Raw genomic sequence first — 14970 nt, 5'->3', positions numbered from 1 at the left:
GCCCTCGGGCGCCCTTTTTTTCATCACGACGATGCCAGGCATCAATGTCGGGTCGCGGTCTCGTCGTCGTCGTTCTCGCGCATCAGTTTCTCGCGCGTCCACTGGTCCCCGATGCCGCGCCCCTGCGCGCCCTGGTTTTCCAACGCGTTGCGCTGGCGATCCGTTTCTTCGACCTGCCGCTTGGTGGCCGTCAGCGCTTGCGCAGCACTCTGCTGCGCCGCGGATTGGGTGCCGTCGTTGCGGGGTTTGCTGCGTGGTGCCGGGCGCTGGGTGGGCATGGGGGAATCCTCGGAGGCGTGTGCGATGGCGTGGGTTTTCGCGATCCATCGTGGGGGCCGGGGCATTAAGCGGCGTGCATGGCGCAAGTAAAGTTTTCGTAATCCCGGGCGCCCTTCACGCAATCCGCAGCGGCCATTCGCGCGGCGATGACATCGGCCGCTGCACTCTCCATTCATCGAAGGGCTATCTGCGCGCAACGCGCGCGAACGCCCGCGATCGCCGCATCGCACGATCGCGCGCCGGCCGTTAACGCAGAACGTGCGCGCAGTGGTTAACACGATGTGGAGGCACCGATCGCGCGGTCGGTTGGATTCAGACGCGCCGGTGCAAGGTGTTCGCCGTTCCGAGGGCATCTGTCGCCCCCACCGCGAACGCACTGTTCCCCCGCAATGGAGATCGACGCATGAAGTCCAATCGCAGCCCGCTTTATTTCGCCCTGGCCCTGACGCTCGCCGCGCCGCTCGCCTTCGCGCAGTCGGCCCAGACCACGCCGCAGTCGGCGACCCCGCAGGCCACGACGACCACCGAATCCACGACGACCACGCAGTCGACGGATGCGCAGGCCAACACGAACGCGAACGTCAACGCCGCCACCCCGGCGACGCCCGCCACCCCGGCCACCCCGCAGAGCGCGACCGACGCGATGGCGCAGACGCCCGCGACGCCGGCCACGCCTGCCACGCCGCAGAAGAAGAACTGGTCGGAGCTCGACGTCGACCAGAACGGCTCGCTGAGCGTGTCGGAAGCCGCGCCGGTGCAGAGCCTGACGAAGGCGTTCACCAAGGCTGACGCCAACGCCGACGGCCAGCTGACGCAGGACGAATACAAGGCCTACCTCGCCGCCAACGGCAAGGCCAAGGCCCGCTCGGGTTCGGGCGGCTAAGCAACACCGCCCCCGGCCGGAACGCGCACCCACGCGCGCTCCGCAACAAGGCGCAACACCGGCTGGCCCTTCGGGGCCGGCCGGCTCGCCAAGGACAACAGAGGTTCCAATGAACGCCACGCTTCGCACCATCACCGCCGCCGCTTTCGTCGTCGCCTCGCTGTCCCTGGCGGCGTGCACGCACACCACGAAGGAAGAGTCGTCGACCACGACGACGTCGACCGAGCCGACCACCGGCACGGACACGTCGACCACCTCGACGACGACGACCACGACGGAATCGATGCCGCCGGCAGCCACCACGTCGGCCAATCCGCCGAGCACGCTGTAATCCTGCGCGGCCGGCCTCGCGAGGCCGGCCGCCAGCACGCGCGACAGACGAAGGGCGGCCGATGGCCGCCTTTCGCGCGCCTGCACATTTAAACTGTCGCGCCGCACGCAACGCGACCCCATGACCATGGCAACGGACGGCATCCGCCTCGTCGGATTCGACGGAGACGACACCCTGTGGCGCAGCGAGGATTACTACCGCGGCGCCCAGGCAGACTTCGAACGCATCGTGGCGCAATACGTCGACCTGCACGACACGCGCGCGCAGGAACACCTGTATTCGGTCGAGAAGCGCAACCTCGCGCTGTTCGGCTACGGCGTCAAAGGCATGGTGTTGTCGATGGTGGAAGCCGCGGTGGAAATCACGCAGGCGCGCATCTCCGCCACGGATCTCCATCGCATCGTCGCGATCGGCAAGTCATTGCTGCAACATCCGGTCGAACTGTTGCCCGACATCCGCGAGGCGGTGGAAGCGATCGGCGCGCGGCACGACGTGGTGCTGATCACCAAGGGCGACCTGTTCCACCAGGAAGCGAAGGTGCGCGAGTCGGGCCTGGCCAAGCTGTTCCGCCGCATCGAGATCGTGAGCGAGAAGGATGGGGCGACGTATGCGCGTTTGCTCGAGGAATTCGGCCTGGCACCGTCGCAGTTCGTGATGATCGGCAACTCGTTGCGTTCGGACATCGCGCCCGTGCTCGAACTCGGCGGGTGGGGCGTGTACATGCCGTACCACGTGACGTGGGCGCACGAAGCCGAAGCGGAGGTCGCCGACGACGCACCGCGCCTGCGCAAGGTGGTCGATGCATCGGGATTGCCGGCCGCCGTCGAAGACATCCACCGGCACGCGCGCGGCGCATGAATGCCCGCTTGCGCGGCGGCGGCTGAAGGCCGGCGGGTTGCACCTTGGTTCACCGATCCGGTCGCATCGTCGCCACAGCCCGCAATGGGGCGGGCCTCGAGGAGAATGACGATGGCGACCCTGCAACTGAAGCATTGGATGGCACCTGCCGTGCTCGCGGCGGGCCTGGGTTTGGGTGCACTCGTCCCCGCGCCTGCGCAGGCACAGGATTCGCTGACGCGCATTCTGGTCGACGTCGCCGACGTCGTGCTGCAGGGCGGCCAGCCTTACTACCGCTATGGCAGCTACGGTGCGAACGACCGCGTGTACGTGCAGCGCGACCGCTACGGCCGACCCGTCTATTACCGCGTCGTGCCGGCACGCCCCAACTACGGCTACTCCGGCAACCGCTACTACAACAGCAATGCCTACAACGCCGGGTACTACGACCCGCGGTTCAACACGGGTTACCCCGTGCAGACCGCGCAGCGCGTCAACTGCAGCGGCAGCGGCAACTGCACGGTGAAGTACTACGACCCGCGTTATGACCATCGCGATACGCGCGCGCGCTACGACCGCCCCCACCACGGTCGCGGCGGGCATCGCGGGCATGACGATGACGACGATTGATCGCACCATGGCTTGCAACGACGGCGCCGCGAGGCGCCGTCGTCGTTTCCGGGCCCGCGTGTGCCACGCGGCCGGTCGGTGCTAGCCTCCGCGCATCGACGCACCCCCGGAGTCGTTCCCCCATGCGCCATCCCGCAACCCCGATCCTCGCCACCCTCGCCATCCTCGCGGGGCTCGCATTCGCCGCGCCCGCCCAGGCCGGGCCCTCCATCACGTGCAAGCTGCACTTCTCGATGGCGGGCTGGTCCGTGTTCTACAAGACGGCGTCCGGCACGGGCACGGTGACGTGCAGCAACGGCCAGCACATGAGCGTGGCCATCGATGCGAAGGGCGGCGGGCTGACGTTCGGCAAATCGAACATCCAGGACGGCACCGGCGAGTTCTCCGGCGTCCATGACATCAAGGACGTGGTCGGCACCTACGTGTCCGCCGAAGCGCATGCCGGCGCGTCCAAGTCCGCGAAGGCGCAGGCGATGACGAAGGGCGAGGTGTCGCTGGCGCTCGCGGGCAAGGGCGCGGGCTGGGACCTGGGCATCGCGTTCGGGAAGTTCACGATCTCGGGGCGCTGAGCCCCGCGGTCAGTGCTTGTCGACGCTCGTCGGGACGGCCTGCAGCGTGTGGCTCATGTCATCGCGCAGGCGCGTGCCCACGTAGCCCACCGCGGCGAAGTAGCCCGCGATGAGGACGCACAGCACTGAAATCCCCAGCGCGTGTCGGCGCATGAAGTGGAAAGGAGAATGGATGTGCATGGCGAAGCCCCCGGGTTCGGCGCCATGCTCGGCGCGCGATTGTCACGGCAGCGTGCAGATCGCGTGCGGCACAATCGCCGCGTGAGCCCGATCCGCCACCGCCGCTGGATCCTCGCCCTCGCCTGCGTGCTGGCGGCCGGGTGCGGCCGCGCGCCAGGGCCGCCCCCGAAGGCCGACGATCGCCTGGGCGACGCGGACGCCGAACTTGCCTGGCAAGGCATCCTGGCCTGCGCCGACTGCGATGGCATCGACACGCGCCTGCGCCTGCAGCACGGCAATGGCGTGGTCGCGCAGTACCAGCTGGTCGAGGCCTTCCGCGACGGGCAGGGTGCCGAGTACTTCCAGGAGAGCGGTCGCTGGCGCCGCGATGGCCGCTTGCTGCGGCTGCAGCCGAGCCAGGGCGGCGAGCGCCTCTACATGTTCGACGGGGCCGGCAACCTGGTCGTCGTCGATCGTCGCGGACACGCGGTGGGGGCGGGTCGCGTGCTGTCGCCGGTCGCGCCGCCGGCGTTGTGACGCCGGTCCGCGAAACGTGACGAAGTTTCAGAACGCATTCATGGGCACGGCAGACACTGGCGGCCTCGCATTCCCCCGCATGACCGAACGGAGTCCACCCATGCATCGCACCTTCAAGATCGTCGCGCTCACGGCCGCGCTCGCCGCGATCGGCGGCACCGCCAGCGCGCAGGACTTCACCGTCGGATTCCACCCGCGCACCGGCGATGTCTGGATCGACACGACGCTGGGCGACATGAATCGCTACGGCACGCGCTACCGCGATCCCTTCGTCGACGAAATGGTCCGCTACCACGGCGCGCCGCGCGACCTGGTGTCCGACCTGCTCGGCAATCGCCGCTGGGCCCCGGGCGACGTGTACATGGCCTGCAGCATCGCGTCGATCATCGGCCGCCCGTGCCGCTACGTCGTCGACGAATACGAGCGCGACCCGGGCCAGGGTTGGGGCAACATCGCCAAGCGCATGGGCATCAAGCCGGGTTCGCCGGAATTCCATCGCCTCAAGAACGGTTTCGTGCCGACCTACGATCGCTGGTCGCGCCCGATCGTGCTCGACAGCGACCTGCAGCGCGCCTATCCCAACCACGGGAATGGCAAGGGCAAGTCCGACCACGGCAATGGCAACGGCAACCACGGCAACAGCGGCAAGTCGGGCGAACACGGCAACAGCGGCCACGGGAACGGGAACGGGAACGGGCACGGCAACGGCAACAAGGGCGGCGGCCACGGCAAGGGCAAGGGATGAGCCACGCCGCGACGCCCGCGCTGGTGACGCATCGCGGCGGCTGTCATTGCCGCCGCGTGCAGTTCGAAGTTGAAGCGCCGGCGGACGTCGAGGCGCTCGACTGCAATTGCTCCATCTGCCGCATGACCGGCTTCCTGCACCTGATCGTGCCGGCGTCGCGCTTCCGCCTGGTCGCGGGCAATGATGCGCTCACCGAATACACGTTCAACACGGGCGCCGCGAAGCATCGCTTCTGCAGCACGTGCGGCGTCAAGGCGTTCTACATCCCGCGCAGCCATCCAGATGGCGTGGACGTCAACGTGCGCTGCCTGGACGACGGCACCGTGGCCTCGCTCACGATCGTGCCGTTCGACGACAATGACCGCGAAGCGGCCACCGCCGCGCTGGCGCACCTCACGCACCAATGATCCGCATCGTCGATTTCGATCCGCGCTGGCGCGCGGAGTTTGCACGCCTCAACATCGATTGGCTCGAACGCTACTTCGTCGTCGAGCCGATCGACCGCACCGTGTTGTCGGATCCGGAATCGCACATCCTCGCGGCGGGCGGGCGCGTGCTGTTCGCGGTGGATGGGCAGGCGCGCGTCGTCGGCACCGTTGCGCTGAAGCACGAAGGCGACGGTGTGTACGAACTCACGAAGATGGCCGTGGATCCTGCGTCGCAAGGCCGCGGCATCGGTGCGCAACTGCTGGTCGGTGCGATCGCGGCGTTCGATGCGATGCAGGGCAGTGAGTTGTTCCTGGAATCCAGCAGCAAGCTCGACACCGCGCTGCGCCTCTACGAACGCCACGGATTCCATCACCGCCCCGCGCCGCGGCCGGGCTCGCACTACGCGCGCGCCGACGTCTACATGGTGTTCGAGCGAAGCTGACTGCGCCTGCGGCGCCATCACGCAACTGAATCCTGTTTGACTCGCGCCCGCGTGCACTGGCCTGCGCGCGAACCCGCCGGCGTTGGTTCGGTCATGACCCAGCTCCCGGGTCATTTTTGTTCGCCGAAGAAGAAGGTCAACGCCGTGCTTGTCACCCTGCTCCCGGGCGACCGCGAAGAATTGCGGAAGCTCACCGAATCCCTCGTCGTCCGCCATCCGGTGGACGAACACATCATGGCGCGCCTGGGCGAACAAGGCCTGGTGCGTCGCGTCTACGGTGGTTGGGAAATCACCGATGCCGGCTGGCACGCGCTGGAACGCACGCGCATCCCGGCGGCGTTGACCTGATGCGCGCTCACGCGGTGGCGAGTTTCGCCGCCGCGTTGTCCAGGTATTCGCGCACGAGCTGGTAAGCCTTCGAGCGCGACACGCCGTATTCCAGCACCAGTGTCTTGGCGTACACGCAACGCGGGCTGCCGCGTTGCACGAGTTCGTCGATGCGCCGGAAGAACCATTCCTTGCCGGGATGTTCCTCGCGTGCCCATTGCTGGTATTCGCGGACGATATCGTTGGCGATGCGGTGCGTGTCGCCGATGTCGTGCTGCAGGCGGTCGAGCGCGTTCTCGAGGCTGCGTACGCGGCGTTCGAAATATTCGATGTCCAGGGCCATGGCGTCGTGGTCTGTGTGGCGGGTGTCCGCAGCGGAACATTGGCCGTGCAACGCAGCAATTGGCCGGGCGGGCACTTGCCCTGCAGGGCAGGGACGCGGGCGAGGCCGTAGAATGCGCGGCCAATGGCCGACACGCCCGCCAGCACGATTCCCGCCGCGCAACTGCGCCTCTCCGTCGCGCCGATGATGGATTGGACGGACACGCATTGCCGCGTGTTCCATCGCCTGCTCGCGCCGCACGCGCGCCTGTACACCGAGATGGTGCATGCCAACGCCGTGGTGCTGGGCGATCGCACGCGGTTGCTCGCGATGGATCCCGTCGAGCATCCCGTCGCGCTGCAGCTGGGTGGCAGCGAACCCGCACTGCTCGCGCAAGCCGCGCGCATCGGTGAAGCGCACGGCTTCGACGAGATCAACCTCAATTGCGGCTGTCCTTCCGATCGCGTGCAGGCCGGCCGTTTCGGTGCGTGCCTGATGCGCGAACCGGTGCTCGTCGCCGAAAGCGTCGCCGCGATGCGCGAGGCCTGCGGCGTCCCGGTGACCGTGAAGTGCCGCCTGGGGGTCGACGACGACCACGACTTCGATCGCTTCCTCGCCTTCATCGACGCCGTCGCCGCCGCGGGCTGCGGGATGTTCGTCGTGCATGCGCGCAACGCGTGGCTGAAGGGTTTGTCGCCGAAGGAAAACCGCGAAGTGCCGCCGCTGCGCTACGACTGGGCGTACCGGTTGAAGCAGGAACGTCCGGACCTGCAGGTGATCGTCAACGGCGGCATCGCCGATTTCGATGAAGCGGCCGCGCACCTGGCGCACGTCGACGGCGCGATGCTCGGGCGTGCGGCGTACCACGATCCATACCTGCTGCATCGCCTCGACGCGGCGTGGTTCGGCGGCGAACTGCGCACGCGCGGCGCATTGCTGCGCGCGCTGCAGCCGTACGTCGAAGGCGAACTCGCGCGCGGCGTGTACCTCAAGCACATCACGCGCCACCTGCTTGGCCTGTTCTCCGGCGAGCGCGGCGGCCGCGCGTTCCGCCAGGTGCTGAGCGAAGGCGCGCATCGGCCCGGCGCCGATTGGTCGCTCGTCGAGCGCGCGCTCGCGTGCACCGAGTCGACGGTGTACGCCGCATGATCACGCGCGACATCGACGCGTTCGTGGCGCACGCGCGCACGCTGTCGACGGACTTCGGCGCGCCCACCGCGCGCGCGGCGTTCCTCGTCGCGCCGGACGATTTCCGCCTCGCCACCGACTCCGCGCGCGACAACCGCTACATGGCCGACGCCGATGCGTTCGATGCCCGCCGCGCGCTGGACGAACATCGCGGGCTGCATCGTGCGTTGTCGCAGGCGCTGCCGACGGTGTGTTTCCCGGGCGATCCCGAAGCGCCCGATGGCGTCTTCCCGAACAACGTCTTCGCCACCGCCGCAGGCCGCTGCATCGTCGGGCGCATGCGCCATCCCGTGCGCCAGCGCGAAGCCACGCGCGCCGATATCCGCGGCTTCTTCGGCGGCGTGCTCGACTACGCGGAGATCGACCTCTCCGAACAGGGGCATCCCTGCGAACTCACCGGCGCGCTGGTGATCGATCGCGCGCGCGGCCTGGGCTGGTGCGGCCTGTCCGAACGCTGCGACGAAGAGGGCGCGCACCTGATGCACGAGGCCTTCGGCCTGCGCGCGACGCTCCTGTTCGACCTCGCGCCCGGCGAATACCACACCAACGTCGTGCTGGCCGTCCTGGCGGGGCGCGCCGCGCTCGCCTGCCCGCGCGGGTTCGCGGACGCCGCGGTGATCGACGCGCTCGCGCAGGTGTACGGCCCGCACGCGATCGTCCTGTCGGATGCCGAGCATGCGGCTTTCGCCGGCAACGCCATCGCCCTGTCGCCGGAGACGGTCTGGATGAGCGCCAGGGCCGACGCGGCGCTCGCCCCGGCGACGCGCACCGCCCTCGCAAACGCGGGCTTCGACGTGCGGAGCGTCCCCCTGGCGGCCATCGAAGCCGCCGGCGGATCCCTGCGATGCTGCGTCGGGGAGGTCTTCTGACGGCCCCTGCAACGGGGTTTCGCCCGCGACCGGCCATGAACGGCGCGGATCCGTGAAGGAAAAGTTCAGACCGGATTCACTGCCTGATTCAAAGAATGGCGCCCGTTTCCAGCAACCCCGATCCCGGCATCGCCCAGCGCGACGTCGCGGTTTCGCATCTCCCTTCTCCAAGGCCGACCCGATGCCCCTGCTGCGCCTCCTTCGCCCGCTGTCGCTGCTCGTCGTCCTGACGGGTGCCAGCACCATGGCGTGGGCGCAGGCGCAACCGCAGCCGGCCCCGCCGCCGCGGCACGCCCCGTCGGCCGATCGCCAGAACCATTCCGACGGCGACCAGCAGGGCCTCGCCGACTCCGTGCGGCGCGCCGAACGCAACGGCCAGGTGCTCAGCGCCGAGCAGGTGCAGTACGACGGCCGCGACGTGAATCGTGTCAAGATCGTCGACGACAAGGGTCGCGTGCGCGTGTACTGGGACGATCCGGCGGCCAGGCAGCAAACCCCGCCGAATCCGCAGCAGCGTCGTGCCAAGCCCCCCAAGGGCGGCCGTACACACGACGACGACGACGGCGACCCCACCCTCTGAGCCTACGGCCGCCGGCCCAGCCTGACACGGAGTCACCATGCGCATCCTGCTCGTCGAAGACGAAGCACCGCTTCGAGAAACACTCTCTGCACGCCTGAAGCGGGAAGGCTTCGCCGTCGATTCCGCCCAGGACGGCGAGGAAGGCCTCTACATGGGCCGCGAAGTCCCGTTCGACCTCGGCATCATCGACCTGGGCCTGCCCAAGATGTCGGGCATGGAGCTGATCAAGGCGCTCCGCGACGAGGGCAAGAAATTCCCGGTGCTCATCCTCACCGCGCGTTCGAGCTGGCAGGACAAGGTCGAGGGCCTGAAGCAGGGCGCCGACGACTACCTGGTCAAGCCCTTCCACGTCGAAGAGCTGCTGGCGCGCATCAACGCGCTGGTGCGCCGCGCCGCGGGCTGGAGCAAGCCCACGCTGGAATGCGGCCCGGTGGTCCTGGACCTCGCCGCGCAGACGGTCACGGTCAACGGTTCCAACGTCGACCTCACCAGCTACGAGTACAAGGTGCTCGAGTACCTGATGATGCATGCGGGCGAGCTGGTCTCGAAGGCCGACCTCACCGAGCACATCTACCAGCAGGATTTCGACCGCGACTCCAACGTGCTCGAAGTCTTCATCGGCCGCCTGCGCAAGAAACTGGACCCGGACGGCGAACTCAAGCCGATCGAGACCGTGCGCGGCCGCGGCTATCGCTTCGCCATCCCGCGCAGCGGGGAGTGAGCCGACGTAGGATGCATGCGACCCGCGACGCGCGGGTCGCGTTCCATCCCCGTTGAAGCGAGGACCGATGCATGGCGTCTGAGCAGCCCCCCGACGCGCGCACGCGCGGCGCACTGTTCGACGATCGCTGGCGCCCGCGCTCGCTGCAGTCGCGGCAACTGCTCGCGGCCAGCCTCGGCCTCGTCGCCTTCCTCGCCCTGGCCGGCTACGCGCTGGATCGCGCGTTCCTCGAAACCGCCCGCAGCAACCTGCGCACGCGCCTGGAAAGCTACGCGCTGGCCTACGCGCGCGGCATCGAATTCCTGCGCGACGGCACCCTCTACGTCCCCGACATCCCGCCCGAAGCGCGCTTCGAACGCCCCGGCAGCGGCCTGTACGCGGAAGTAGTGCTGCCGAACGGCCACTGGGATTCCGCGTCGGCGCGCGGCCCCGACCTCCCGCTCGGCCCGATGCTCGCGCCCGCCGCCGAACGCTTCGAAGGCCCGCTCCCCATCACGCGCAGCGACGGCAAGCCCGGCGAGATCTACCGCCTCGGCAAGGGCCTGGTGTGGGCCGAGGGCGGACCGGAAGCCGAGTTCCCGTACACCGTCTACATCTCCGAAGACACCAGCGCGCTGTCGCAGCAGGTGCGCGTGTTCCGCCGCGCGTTGTGGGGCTACCTCGGCGGCGCGGGCCTCGTGCTGTTGCTGCTGCAGATGCTCGTGTTGCGCTGGAGCCTGCGTCCCTTGCGCCAGGTGGTCGCCGAACTCAAGCGCGTGCACCGCGGCCAGATCGCGCGCATGAGCGCGCGCCATCCGCGCGAACTCGAACCGCTCACCGAAAGCATCAACGCCTTCATCCAGAGCGAGCGCGAAAACCTCGACCGCCAGCGCAACACGCTGGCCGACCTCGCGCACAGCCTCAAGACGCCGCTCGCCGTGCTGCGTTCGCGCCTGGACACGCCGACGCCGGAAGCGGAGCTGCGCGAGGAAGTCGCCACGCAGTTGCGGCGCATGAACGACATGGTGGGCTACCAGCTCGCGCGCGCCGCCTCGAGCGGCCACGCCCTGTTCTCCGCGCCCATCGAAGTGGAAACGCACGCCGAGCAGATCGTGCGCGGCCTGGAAAAGGTCTACGCCGGCCGCGGCGTGCTGTGCGAATTCGATTTCGATCCCAACGCGCGCTTCCACGGCGAACCCGGCGACTTGCAGGAACTGCTGGGCAACCTGCTCGAGAACGCGTTCAAGTGGGCGCGTTCGCGCGTGCTGCTCACCGTGCGCGTGGGCGACACCTCGCCCGGGCGTCGCGACGGCTTGTTGCTGGCGGTGGACGACGACGGCCCCGGCATCGAACCCGATCGCGTGACGCAGCTCCTGCAACGCGGCGTGCGCGGCGACGAACGCGTGCAGGGCCACGGCATCGGCCTTGCGATCGTGCAGGACATCGTGCGCGGCTATCGCGGCGAGCTGGAAGTGGGGCGCTCGGAAGAACTCGGCGGCGCGCGTTTCGAAGTGCGGTTGCCGCCCGGCCTGTGACTCACGCCATCGGCGAGGCGCCGTAGAACTTCGCCAGGTGCGCCGCGACTTTCGGATACGCCTCGCGCAGCAACGCCGGCGCGCTGAAGTGGTATTCGGTGCACACCGCGAAGAATTCCTCGGGCGCTTCGGCGGCGTAGGGATCGAGCTTCGTGCGGCGGTTCGCGTCGACCTGCTTGCCCATGTGGTCGAAGGCCTGCTGGAAATCGCGCGCCCATTCTTTCTGCCACGCGCGCGGCAACGGCGGCGTGCCGTCCATCGCGCCGTCGAGCGCATCGAGCTTGTGCGCGATCTCGTGCACCGCCACGCAGCAGCCATCGCGCGGCGCGGCCAGGTCGGCCAGCACGTCCTCCATCGACAGCACCACGGGCCCGGCTTCCCATGCTTCGCCGATCAGGTCTTCGTAGCCTTCGTGCGCGGGTTGCATCACGCCGTCCCATTCCGCCATCGCATCGGCGGCATCGGTGTGCGCGCGGTGCACGCGGAACGCGCCGGGATACACGAGCAGTTGCGACCACCCGTGCAGGCCTTCTTCGCCGAATTCGATCAGCGGCAGGCAGCACAACGCGGCGAGTTGCATGCGTTGCACGTCGTCGAGCGCGAGGTCGCCGATCGGGGTGATGGTCTTGTCGTGCAAAAAGCGCGTGACCAGCGCTTGCAGTCGCGCCTTGCGCGTTGCATCCAGTGCACTGACGAAGGGAACGCCCGCGCAGGCGCGGAGCCACGAGTCGGGATCGAGGGACGCAGGGCGCAGGAAGCGCCGGAACCAGTTCCGCAATGGCTTAGCGGAACATGCCCGGCAGGAAGCTGTGCCAGCGCGGCGGCTGGATGCGCGTGCCGCTGCCATCGCTGTCGCCGGTGCTGCGCACGGCGGGCGTGGGCTTCACGGGCTTGGACGGCTTGGCTGCGGTGTGGATGGCGCGCGCGGGCTTGGCCGGCTGCGGCGTGGAATCGGCCTCGACGATCGTGTTGCTGGTGTCGGGGCAATGGCCGCCATCGCCAGTCGGGCCATCCATGCGTGCCTCGTGCGCAGCGACGGACGCGCTCGCGCAAAGCAGCAACAGGAAGAGGATGGAACGTGACATGGGGAAAGTCCTGGTGCGGGGTAGGTGCACGGCCAGGGATTCGGCGCCGCGGACTATACCGTGGATGCCGCGGGCTCGCCGAAGGTTGCATCCCGGAACGGCGCCGGCGACGAACGGCCTCGGCCATAATCCGGGCCTCCAGGCCACAACCTCACCGATGGATGACCGCGCCCTCCTGACCCGCCTCGCCGCGGGCCCCGCCAGCGGCGACGTGCTCGCCCGCGAGGCCGGGCTCGGCCGCGCCGCGGTCTGGAAGCGGATCCAGGCCCTGCGGGCCGCCGGCGTGGGGATTTCGGCCCGCCCCGGCGTCGGCTACGCGCTCGACCGGCCGCTCGATTTCCTGGACGCGCAGGCCCTGCGCGACGCCATCGCCCCGGGCGCTCGTGAGGGATTGGCCCTCCTCGAAGTGGCCTGGTCCATCGACTCGACGAGTACCGAACTGCTGCGCCGCACAACGCCCGTGCGCGGCGCCGACGTGTTGCTGGCCGAACGCCAGACCGGCGGCCGCGGCCGTCGCGGTCGCACCTGGGCCTCGCCGCTGGCCGCGCACCTCTACCTCTCGCTCGCGCGGTCCTTCAGCGGCGGCCTCGGTCGTCTCGGCGGTTTGAGCCTCGTCGCCGGCATCGCCGTGGTCGAAGCGCTGCATGCGATGGGCCACGCTTCGGTGCGACTGAAATGGCCGAACGACATCGTCGTGCCCGAGGGCGCCACGCTGCGGAAGCTGGGCGGCCTGCTCGTCGAAGGCGGTGGCGAACACGCCGGCCCCGTGCGCGCGGTGCTGGGCCTGGGCCTCAACGTGCACATGCCCGACGTGTTTGCCCGCGACATCGGGCAACCCTGGATCGACCTGGCCACGCTGGGTGAAACCCGCGCGCGCAACGCGATCGCCGCGGACGTCCTCTCGCACCTGCTGCCCGCGCTCGAAGCCTTCGATCGCGAGGGCCTCGATCCGTTCCTCCCGCGCTACGCCGCGCTCGACGCACTCGCCGGCCGCGCGATCGACCTGCACCTGCACGATGGCATCCGCCACGCCACGAGCGAGGGCCTCGCGCCCGACGGCGCATTGCGCGTGCGCCTCGACGACGGCGCGGTGCGTGTGGTCCACTCCGGCGAAGTCAGCGTCCGGATGCAGGGAGCATGACGCAGCACTGGTTGTTCGATTTCGGCAACACGCGACTGAAGGGCGCGCCGTTCGCGGCGGGCGCCGTCGGCGACGTGCGCGCGTTCGCGCCCGGCGACATGACCGCGTTGCCGTACGGCGACGTCGCGTACCTGTCGTCCGTCGCGCCCGAAGCGCATCGCGTTGCGTTGATCGACGCGCTGACGCAACGCTTCCGCCGCATCGCGATCGCGCGCACGTCCGCGCGTTTCGGTCCCTTGCGCATCGCGTACGCCGATCCGCAGAAGCTGGGCGTCGACCGCTTCCTCGCGATGGTCGCCGCGTGCGAATCGGCGCCCGCGCTGGTCGTCGGCGTCGGCACCGCGCTCACCATCGACCTCGTCGACGAACACGGCCGGCACCTCGGCGGCCGCATCGCGCCGTCGCCGACGCTGATGCGCGAAACCTTGCATGCGCGCGTGGCGCAGTTGCCGGTCGAAGGCGGTGTGTACACCGAATTCGCCGCCGACACCGAAGATGCGCTCGCGTCCGGTTGCGAAGGCGCCGCCATCGCGCTCGTCGAACGCAGCCTCGCCGTCGCCACGCAAGCCCTCGGCCGCGCCCCGCGCGTGTTGCTGCATGGCGGTGGCGCCGATGCGATGCGCGCGCACCTGGCCGGCGTCGAATCGCGCCCCGCGCTGGTGCTGGAAGGCCTCGCGCGCTGGGCCGCGCTGGAGACCGCCGCATGATGTATCGCGCGCTGCTCGTGTTGCTGGTGGCGATCAACGTCGGCGTCGTCGCGTGGTGGGCGACGCGCAAACCGCCCGCGCAGGAAACACCGATCGACATGCCGGCCGACGTGCCGCGCCTGCAGTTGCTGGAAGAAGTGCCGGCCGCGCGGCGCCCGAAGGCCACCGCAGTGGCAAAGGTGCCCGTCGCGCCGACGCAATGCGTGTCGTTCGGTCCCTTCGCCAATCCCGCTGCGCTGCGTCGCGCGCACGAACTCCTCGTGCCGCGCGTCGTGATCGCGCGCGTGCGCGAAGTGCCGCTCGGCAAGCCCACCGGATGGCGCGTCTACATCCCGGCGCTGGCGACGAAGGAAGCCGCGCAGGCAATGGCCGACCGCATCCTGGCCGCGGGCCTGGACGACCTGTTCGTCATGCCGTCCGGCCCCGACCGGAACGGCATCGCGCTGGGCCGCTTCGGCAACGAAGACGCCGCGCGCCGTCGCCTCGCGCAGCTGGAGGCCGCCGGCTTCACGGCGCAGGTCGCCCCGCTCGGGGATGTCGCCACGGAAGGCTGGATCGATGCCGGCGCCTCCGCCGCGTTCGATCCGGCGCGCGCCGCGCAGGACATCGCCGCCGCCCAGGCGCGCCCGCTGGATTGCGCGACTTTCCAACAAGCAGCGCTGCGCTAAGATGCCC

Annotated in this window: 23 protein-coding genes; 18 read left to right on the top strand and 5 right to left on the bottom strand. The window is 69.3% G+C overall.

Annotated elements, in window-relative coordinates:
• Positions 1–41 precede the first annotated feature (41 nt).
• Positions 42–278: a hypothetical protein gene (locus LYSCAS_RS04905; RefSeq protein WP_213436255.1), complete on the bottom strand. Its 237-nt coding sequence runs from the start codon at positions 276–278 to the stop codon at positions 42–44.
• Between the two features lie 404 nt (positions 279–682).
• Here LYSCAS_RS04905 and LYSCAS_RS04900 point away from each other — a divergent pair, with 404 nt between their 5' ends.
• The 5 genes from LYSCAS_RS04900 (at position 683) to LYSCAS_RS04880 (ending at position 3529) form a co-directional block, all read left to right on the top strand.
• Positions 683–1162 carry an EF-hand domain-containing protein gene (locus tag LYSCAS_RS04900; protein ID WP_213436253.1) on the top strand — a complete coding sequence of 160 codons (480 nt, stop codon included), beginning with the start codon at positions 683–685 and terminating at the stop codon, positions 1160–1162.
• A gap of 109 nt (positions 1163–1271) precedes the next feature.
• Positions 1272–1493 (top strand): hypothetical protein, encoded by a 222-nt coding sequence (locus tag LYSCAS_RS04895; protein ID WP_213436251.1) that lies wholly within the window; start codon positions 1272–1274, stop codon positions 1491–1493.
• 93 nt (positions 1494–1586) lie between these two features.
• A complete protein-coding gene (locus LYSCAS_RS04890; protein ID WP_407075174.1) occupies positions 1587–2351 on the top strand; it encodes an HAD family hydrolase in 765 nt (254 codons plus the stop codon).
• Between the two features lie 111 nt (positions 2352–2462).
• On the top strand, positions 2463–2960 hold the full coding sequence (locus tag LYSCAS_RS04885; protein WP_213436249.1) for a hypothetical protein: 498 nt from the start codon (positions 2463–2465) through the stop codon (positions 2958–2960).
• A 122-nt stretch (positions 2961–3082) separates the two neighbouring features.
• On the top strand, positions 3083–3529 hold the full coding sequence (locus LYSCAS_RS04880; protein ID WP_213436247.1) for a hypothetical protein: 447 nt from the start codon (positions 3083–3085) through the stop codon (positions 3527–3529).
• A gap of 9 nt (positions 3530–3538) precedes the next feature.
• On the opposite strand, the gene LYSCAS_RS04875 is transcribed toward LYSCAS_RS04880, so the two are convergent.
• On the bottom strand, positions 3539–3709 hold the full coding sequence (locus LYSCAS_RS04875) for a hypothetical protein (RefSeq protein WP_213436245.1): 171 nt from the start codon (positions 3707–3709) through the stop codon (positions 3539–3541).
• A gap of 81 nt (positions 3710–3790) precedes the next feature.
• On the opposite strand from LYSCAS_RS04875, the gene LYSCAS_RS04870 reads away from it, so the two are divergent.
• From LYSCAS_RS04870 to LYSCAS_RS04850, 5 genes are all read left to right on the top strand, one after another.
• The gene (locus LYSCAS_RS04870; protein WP_213436243.1) at positions 3791–4225 is read left to right on the top strand and encodes a copper resistance protein NlpE N-terminal domain-containing protein; all 435 of its coding nucleotides are present in this window, start codon (positions 3791–3793) and stop codon (positions 4223–4225) included.
• A gap of 100 nt (positions 4226–4325) precedes the next feature.
• Positions 4326–4970 (top strand): hypothetical protein, encoded by a 645-nt coding sequence (locus LYSCAS_RS04865; protein WP_213436241.1) that lies wholly within the window; start codon positions 4326–4328, stop codon positions 4968–4970.
• Positions 4967–5377: a GFA family protein gene (locus LYSCAS_RS04860; RefSeq protein ID WP_213436239.1), complete on the top strand. Its 411-nt coding sequence runs from the start codon at positions 4967–4969 to the stop codon at positions 5375–5377. Before LYSCAS_RS04865 ends, LYSCAS_RS04860 begins: the two co-directional genes overlap by 4 nt.
• Positions 5374–5841 carry a GNAT family N-acetyltransferase gene (locus LYSCAS_RS04855; protein WP_213436237.1) on the top strand — a complete coding sequence of 156 codons (468 nt, stop codon included), beginning with the start codon at positions 5374–5376 and terminating at the stop codon, positions 5839–5841. The genes LYSCAS_RS04860 and LYSCAS_RS04855 overlap by 4 nt, the downstream gene beginning before the upstream one ends.
• Before the next feature lie 93 nt (positions 5842–5934).
• Positions 5935–6189, top strand: a complete 255-nt coding sequence (locus tag LYSCAS_RS04850) for a hypothetical protein (protein WP_213436235.1) — start codon at positions 5935–5937, stop codon at positions 6187–6189.
• Positions 6190–6196: 7 nt separating this feature from the next.
• On the opposite strand, the gene LYSCAS_RS04845 is transcribed toward LYSCAS_RS04850, so the two are convergent.
• Positions 6197–6511 (bottom strand): hypothetical protein, encoded by a 315-nt coding sequence (locus tag LYSCAS_RS04845; RefSeq protein ID WP_213436233.1) that lies wholly within the window; start codon positions 6509–6511, stop codon positions 6197–6199.
• A gap of 123 nt (positions 6512–6634) precedes the next feature.
• On the opposite strand from LYSCAS_RS04845, the gene dusA reads away from it, so the two are divergent.
• The 5 genes from dusA (at position 6635) to LYSCAS_RS04820 (ending at position 11362) form a co-directional block, all read left to right on the top strand.
• Positions 6635–7639, top strand: a complete 1005-nt coding sequence (dusA, locus tag LYSCAS_RS04840; RefSeq protein ID WP_213436231.1) for a tRNA dihydrouridine(20/20a) synthase DusA — start codon at positions 6635–6637, stop codon at positions 7637–7639.
• On the top strand, positions 7636–8547 hold the full coding sequence (locus LYSCAS_RS04835; protein WP_213436228.1) for an arginine deiminase-related protein: 912 nt from the start codon (positions 7636–7638) through the stop codon (positions 8545–8547). Before dusA ends, LYSCAS_RS04835 begins: the two co-directional genes overlap by 4 nt.
• 181 nt (positions 8548–8728) lie before the next feature.
• Positions 8729–9127: a hypothetical protein gene (locus tag LYSCAS_RS04830; protein WP_213436226.1), complete on the top strand. Its 399-nt coding sequence runs from the start codon at positions 8729–8731 to the stop codon at positions 9125–9127.
• Between the two features lie 37 nt (positions 9128–9164).
• On the top strand, positions 9165–9848 hold the full coding sequence (locus LYSCAS_RS04825; protein ID WP_213436224.1) for a response regulator transcription factor: 684 nt from the start codon (positions 9165–9167) through the stop codon (positions 9846–9848).
• Positions 9849–9919: 71 nt separating this feature from the next.
• Entirely contained in the window at positions 9920–11362 is a 1443-nt protein-coding gene (locus LYSCAS_RS04820) for an ATP-binding protein (RefSeq protein ID WP_213436222.1), read from the top strand.
• 1 nt (position 11363) lies between these two features.
• On the opposite strand, the gene LYSCAS_RS04815 is transcribed toward LYSCAS_RS04820, so the two are convergent.
• Together LYSCAS_RS04815 and LYSCAS_RS16090 are read right to left on the bottom strand one after the other, a co-directional pair.
• On the bottom strand, positions 11364–12140 hold the full coding sequence (locus LYSCAS_RS04815; protein WP_341868567.1) for a M90 family metallopeptidase: 777 nt from the start codon (positions 12138–12140) through the stop codon (positions 11364–11366).
• Positions 12141–12144: 4 nt separating this feature from the next.
• Positions 12145–12447 carry a hypothetical protein gene (locus LYSCAS_RS16090; RefSeq protein ID WP_341868566.1) on the bottom strand — a complete coding sequence of 101 codons (303 nt, stop codon included), beginning with the start codon at positions 12445–12447 and terminating at the stop codon, positions 12145–12147.
• 157 nt (positions 12448–12604) lie between these two features.
• Between LYSCAS_RS16090 and birA the strand changes: the two genes are divergently transcribed.
• Genes birA through LYSCAS_RS04800 form a run of 3 tightly spaced genes read left to right on the top strand, consistent with a single transcriptional unit; the run spans position 12605 to position 14963 of the window.
• A complete protein-coding gene (gene birA, locus LYSCAS_RS04810; protein WP_213436219.1) occupies positions 12605–13588 on the top strand; it encodes a bifunctional biotin--[acetyl-CoA-carboxylase] ligase/biotin operon repressor BirA in 984 nt (327 codons plus the stop codon).
• Positions 13585–14295: a type III pantothenate kinase gene (locus tag LYSCAS_RS04805; RefSeq protein WP_213436217.1), complete on the top strand. Its 711-nt coding sequence runs from the start codon at positions 13585–13587 to the stop codon at positions 14293–14295. Before birA ends, LYSCAS_RS04805 begins: the two co-directional genes overlap by 4 nt.
• On the top strand, positions 14292–14963 hold the full coding sequence (locus tag LYSCAS_RS04800; protein ID WP_213436215.1) for an SPOR domain-containing protein: 672 nt from the start codon (positions 14292–14294) through the stop codon (positions 14961–14963). Before LYSCAS_RS04805 ends, LYSCAS_RS04800 begins: the two co-directional genes overlap by 4 nt.
• Positions 14964–14970: the final 7 nt, after the last annotated feature.

This window comes from Noviluteimonas caseinilytica (genome assembly GCF_018406605.1).
GTDB classification, from domain to species: domain Bacteria; phylum Pseudomonadota; class Gammaproteobacteria; order Xanthomonadales; family Xanthomonadaceae; genus Noviluteimonas; species Noviluteimonas caseinilytica.
Note: the sequence above shows the minus strand (reverse complement) of the source record. Positions and strands in the feature narration are given on the sequence as shown.

Bases quoted from the DNA above. Each gene is read 5' to 3' on its own strand.
- LYSCAS_RS04880 (WP_213436247.1), top strand. From the start codon at position 3,083: ATGCGCCATCCCGCAACCCCGATCCTCGCCACCCTCGCCATCCTCGCG.
- LYSCAS_RS04830 (WP_213436226.1), top strand. From the start codon at position 8,729: ATGCCCCTGCTGCGCCTCCTTCGCCCGCTGTCGCTGCTCGTCGTCCTG.
- LYSCAS_RS04850 (WP_213436235.1), top strand. From the start codon at position 5,935: ATGACCCAGCTCCCGGGTCATTTTTGTTCGCCGAAGAAGAAGGTCAAC.
- LYSCAS_RS16090 (WP_341868566.1), bottom strand. From the start codon at position 12,447: ATGTCACGTTCCATCCTCTTCCTGTTGCTGCTTTGCGCGAGCGCGTCC.
- dusA (WP_213436231.1), top strand. From the start codon at position 6,635: ATGGCCGACACGCCCGCCAGCACGATTCCCGCCGCGCAACTGCGCCTC.
- LYSCAS_RS04905 (WP_213436255.1), bottom strand. From the start codon at position 278: ATGCCCACCCAGCGCCCGGCACCACGCAGCAAACCCCGCAACGACGGC.
- LYSCAS_RS04895 (WP_213436251.1), top strand. From the start codon at position 1,272: ATGAACGCCACGCTTCGCACCATCACCGCCGCCGCTTTCGTCGTCGCC.
- LYSCAS_RS04855 (WP_213436237.1), top strand. From the start codon at position 5,374: ATGATCCGCATCGTCGATTTCGATCCGCGCTGGCGCGCGGAGTTTGCA.
- LYSCAS_RS04845 (WP_213436233.1), bottom strand. From the start codon at position 6,511: ATGGCCCTGGACATCGAATATTTCGAACGCCGCGTACGCAGCCTCGAG.
- LYSCAS_RS04820 (WP_213436222.1), top strand. From the start codon at position 9,920: ATGGCGTCTGAGCAGCCCCCCGACGCGCGCACGCGCGGCGCACTGTTC.
- LYSCAS_RS04835 (WP_213436228.1), top strand. From the start codon at position 7,636: ATGATCACGCGCGACATCGACGCGTTCGTGGCGCACGCGCGCACGCTG.
- birA (WP_213436219.1), top strand. From the start codon at position 12,605: ATGGATGACCGCGCCCTCCTGACCCGCCTCGCCGCGGGCCCCGCCAGC.
- LYSCAS_RS04900 (WP_213436253.1), top strand. From the start codon at position 683: ATGAAGTCCAATCGCAGCCCGCTTTATTTCGCCCTGGCCCTGACGCTC.
- LYSCAS_RS04865 (WP_213436241.1), top strand. From the start codon at position 4,326: ATGCATCGCACCTTCAAGATCGTCGCGCTCACGGCCGCGCTCGCCGCG.
- LYSCAS_RS04805 (WP_213436217.1), top strand. From the start codon at position 13,585: ATGACGCAGCACTGGTTGTTCGATTTCGGCAACACGCGACTGAAGGGC.
- LYSCAS_RS04800 (WP_213436215.1), top strand. From the start codon at position 14,292: ATGATGTATCGCGCGCTGCTCGTGTTGCTGGTGGCGATCAACGTCGGC.
- LYSCAS_RS04875 (WP_213436245.1), bottom strand. From the start codon at position 3,709: ATGCACATCCATTCTCCTTTCCACTTCATGCGCCGACACGCGCTGGGG.
- LYSCAS_RS04885 (WP_213436249.1), top strand. From the start codon at position 2,463: ATGGCGACCCTGCAACTGAAGCATTGGATGGCACCTGCCGTGCTCGCG.
- LYSCAS_RS04825 (WP_213436224.1), top strand. From the start codon at position 9,165: ATGCGCATCCTGCTCGTCGAAGACGAAGCACCGCTTCGAGAAACACTC.
- LYSCAS_RS04860 (WP_213436239.1), top strand. From the start codon at position 4,967: ATGAGCCACGCCGCGACGCCCGCGCTGGTGACGCATCGCGGCGGCTGT.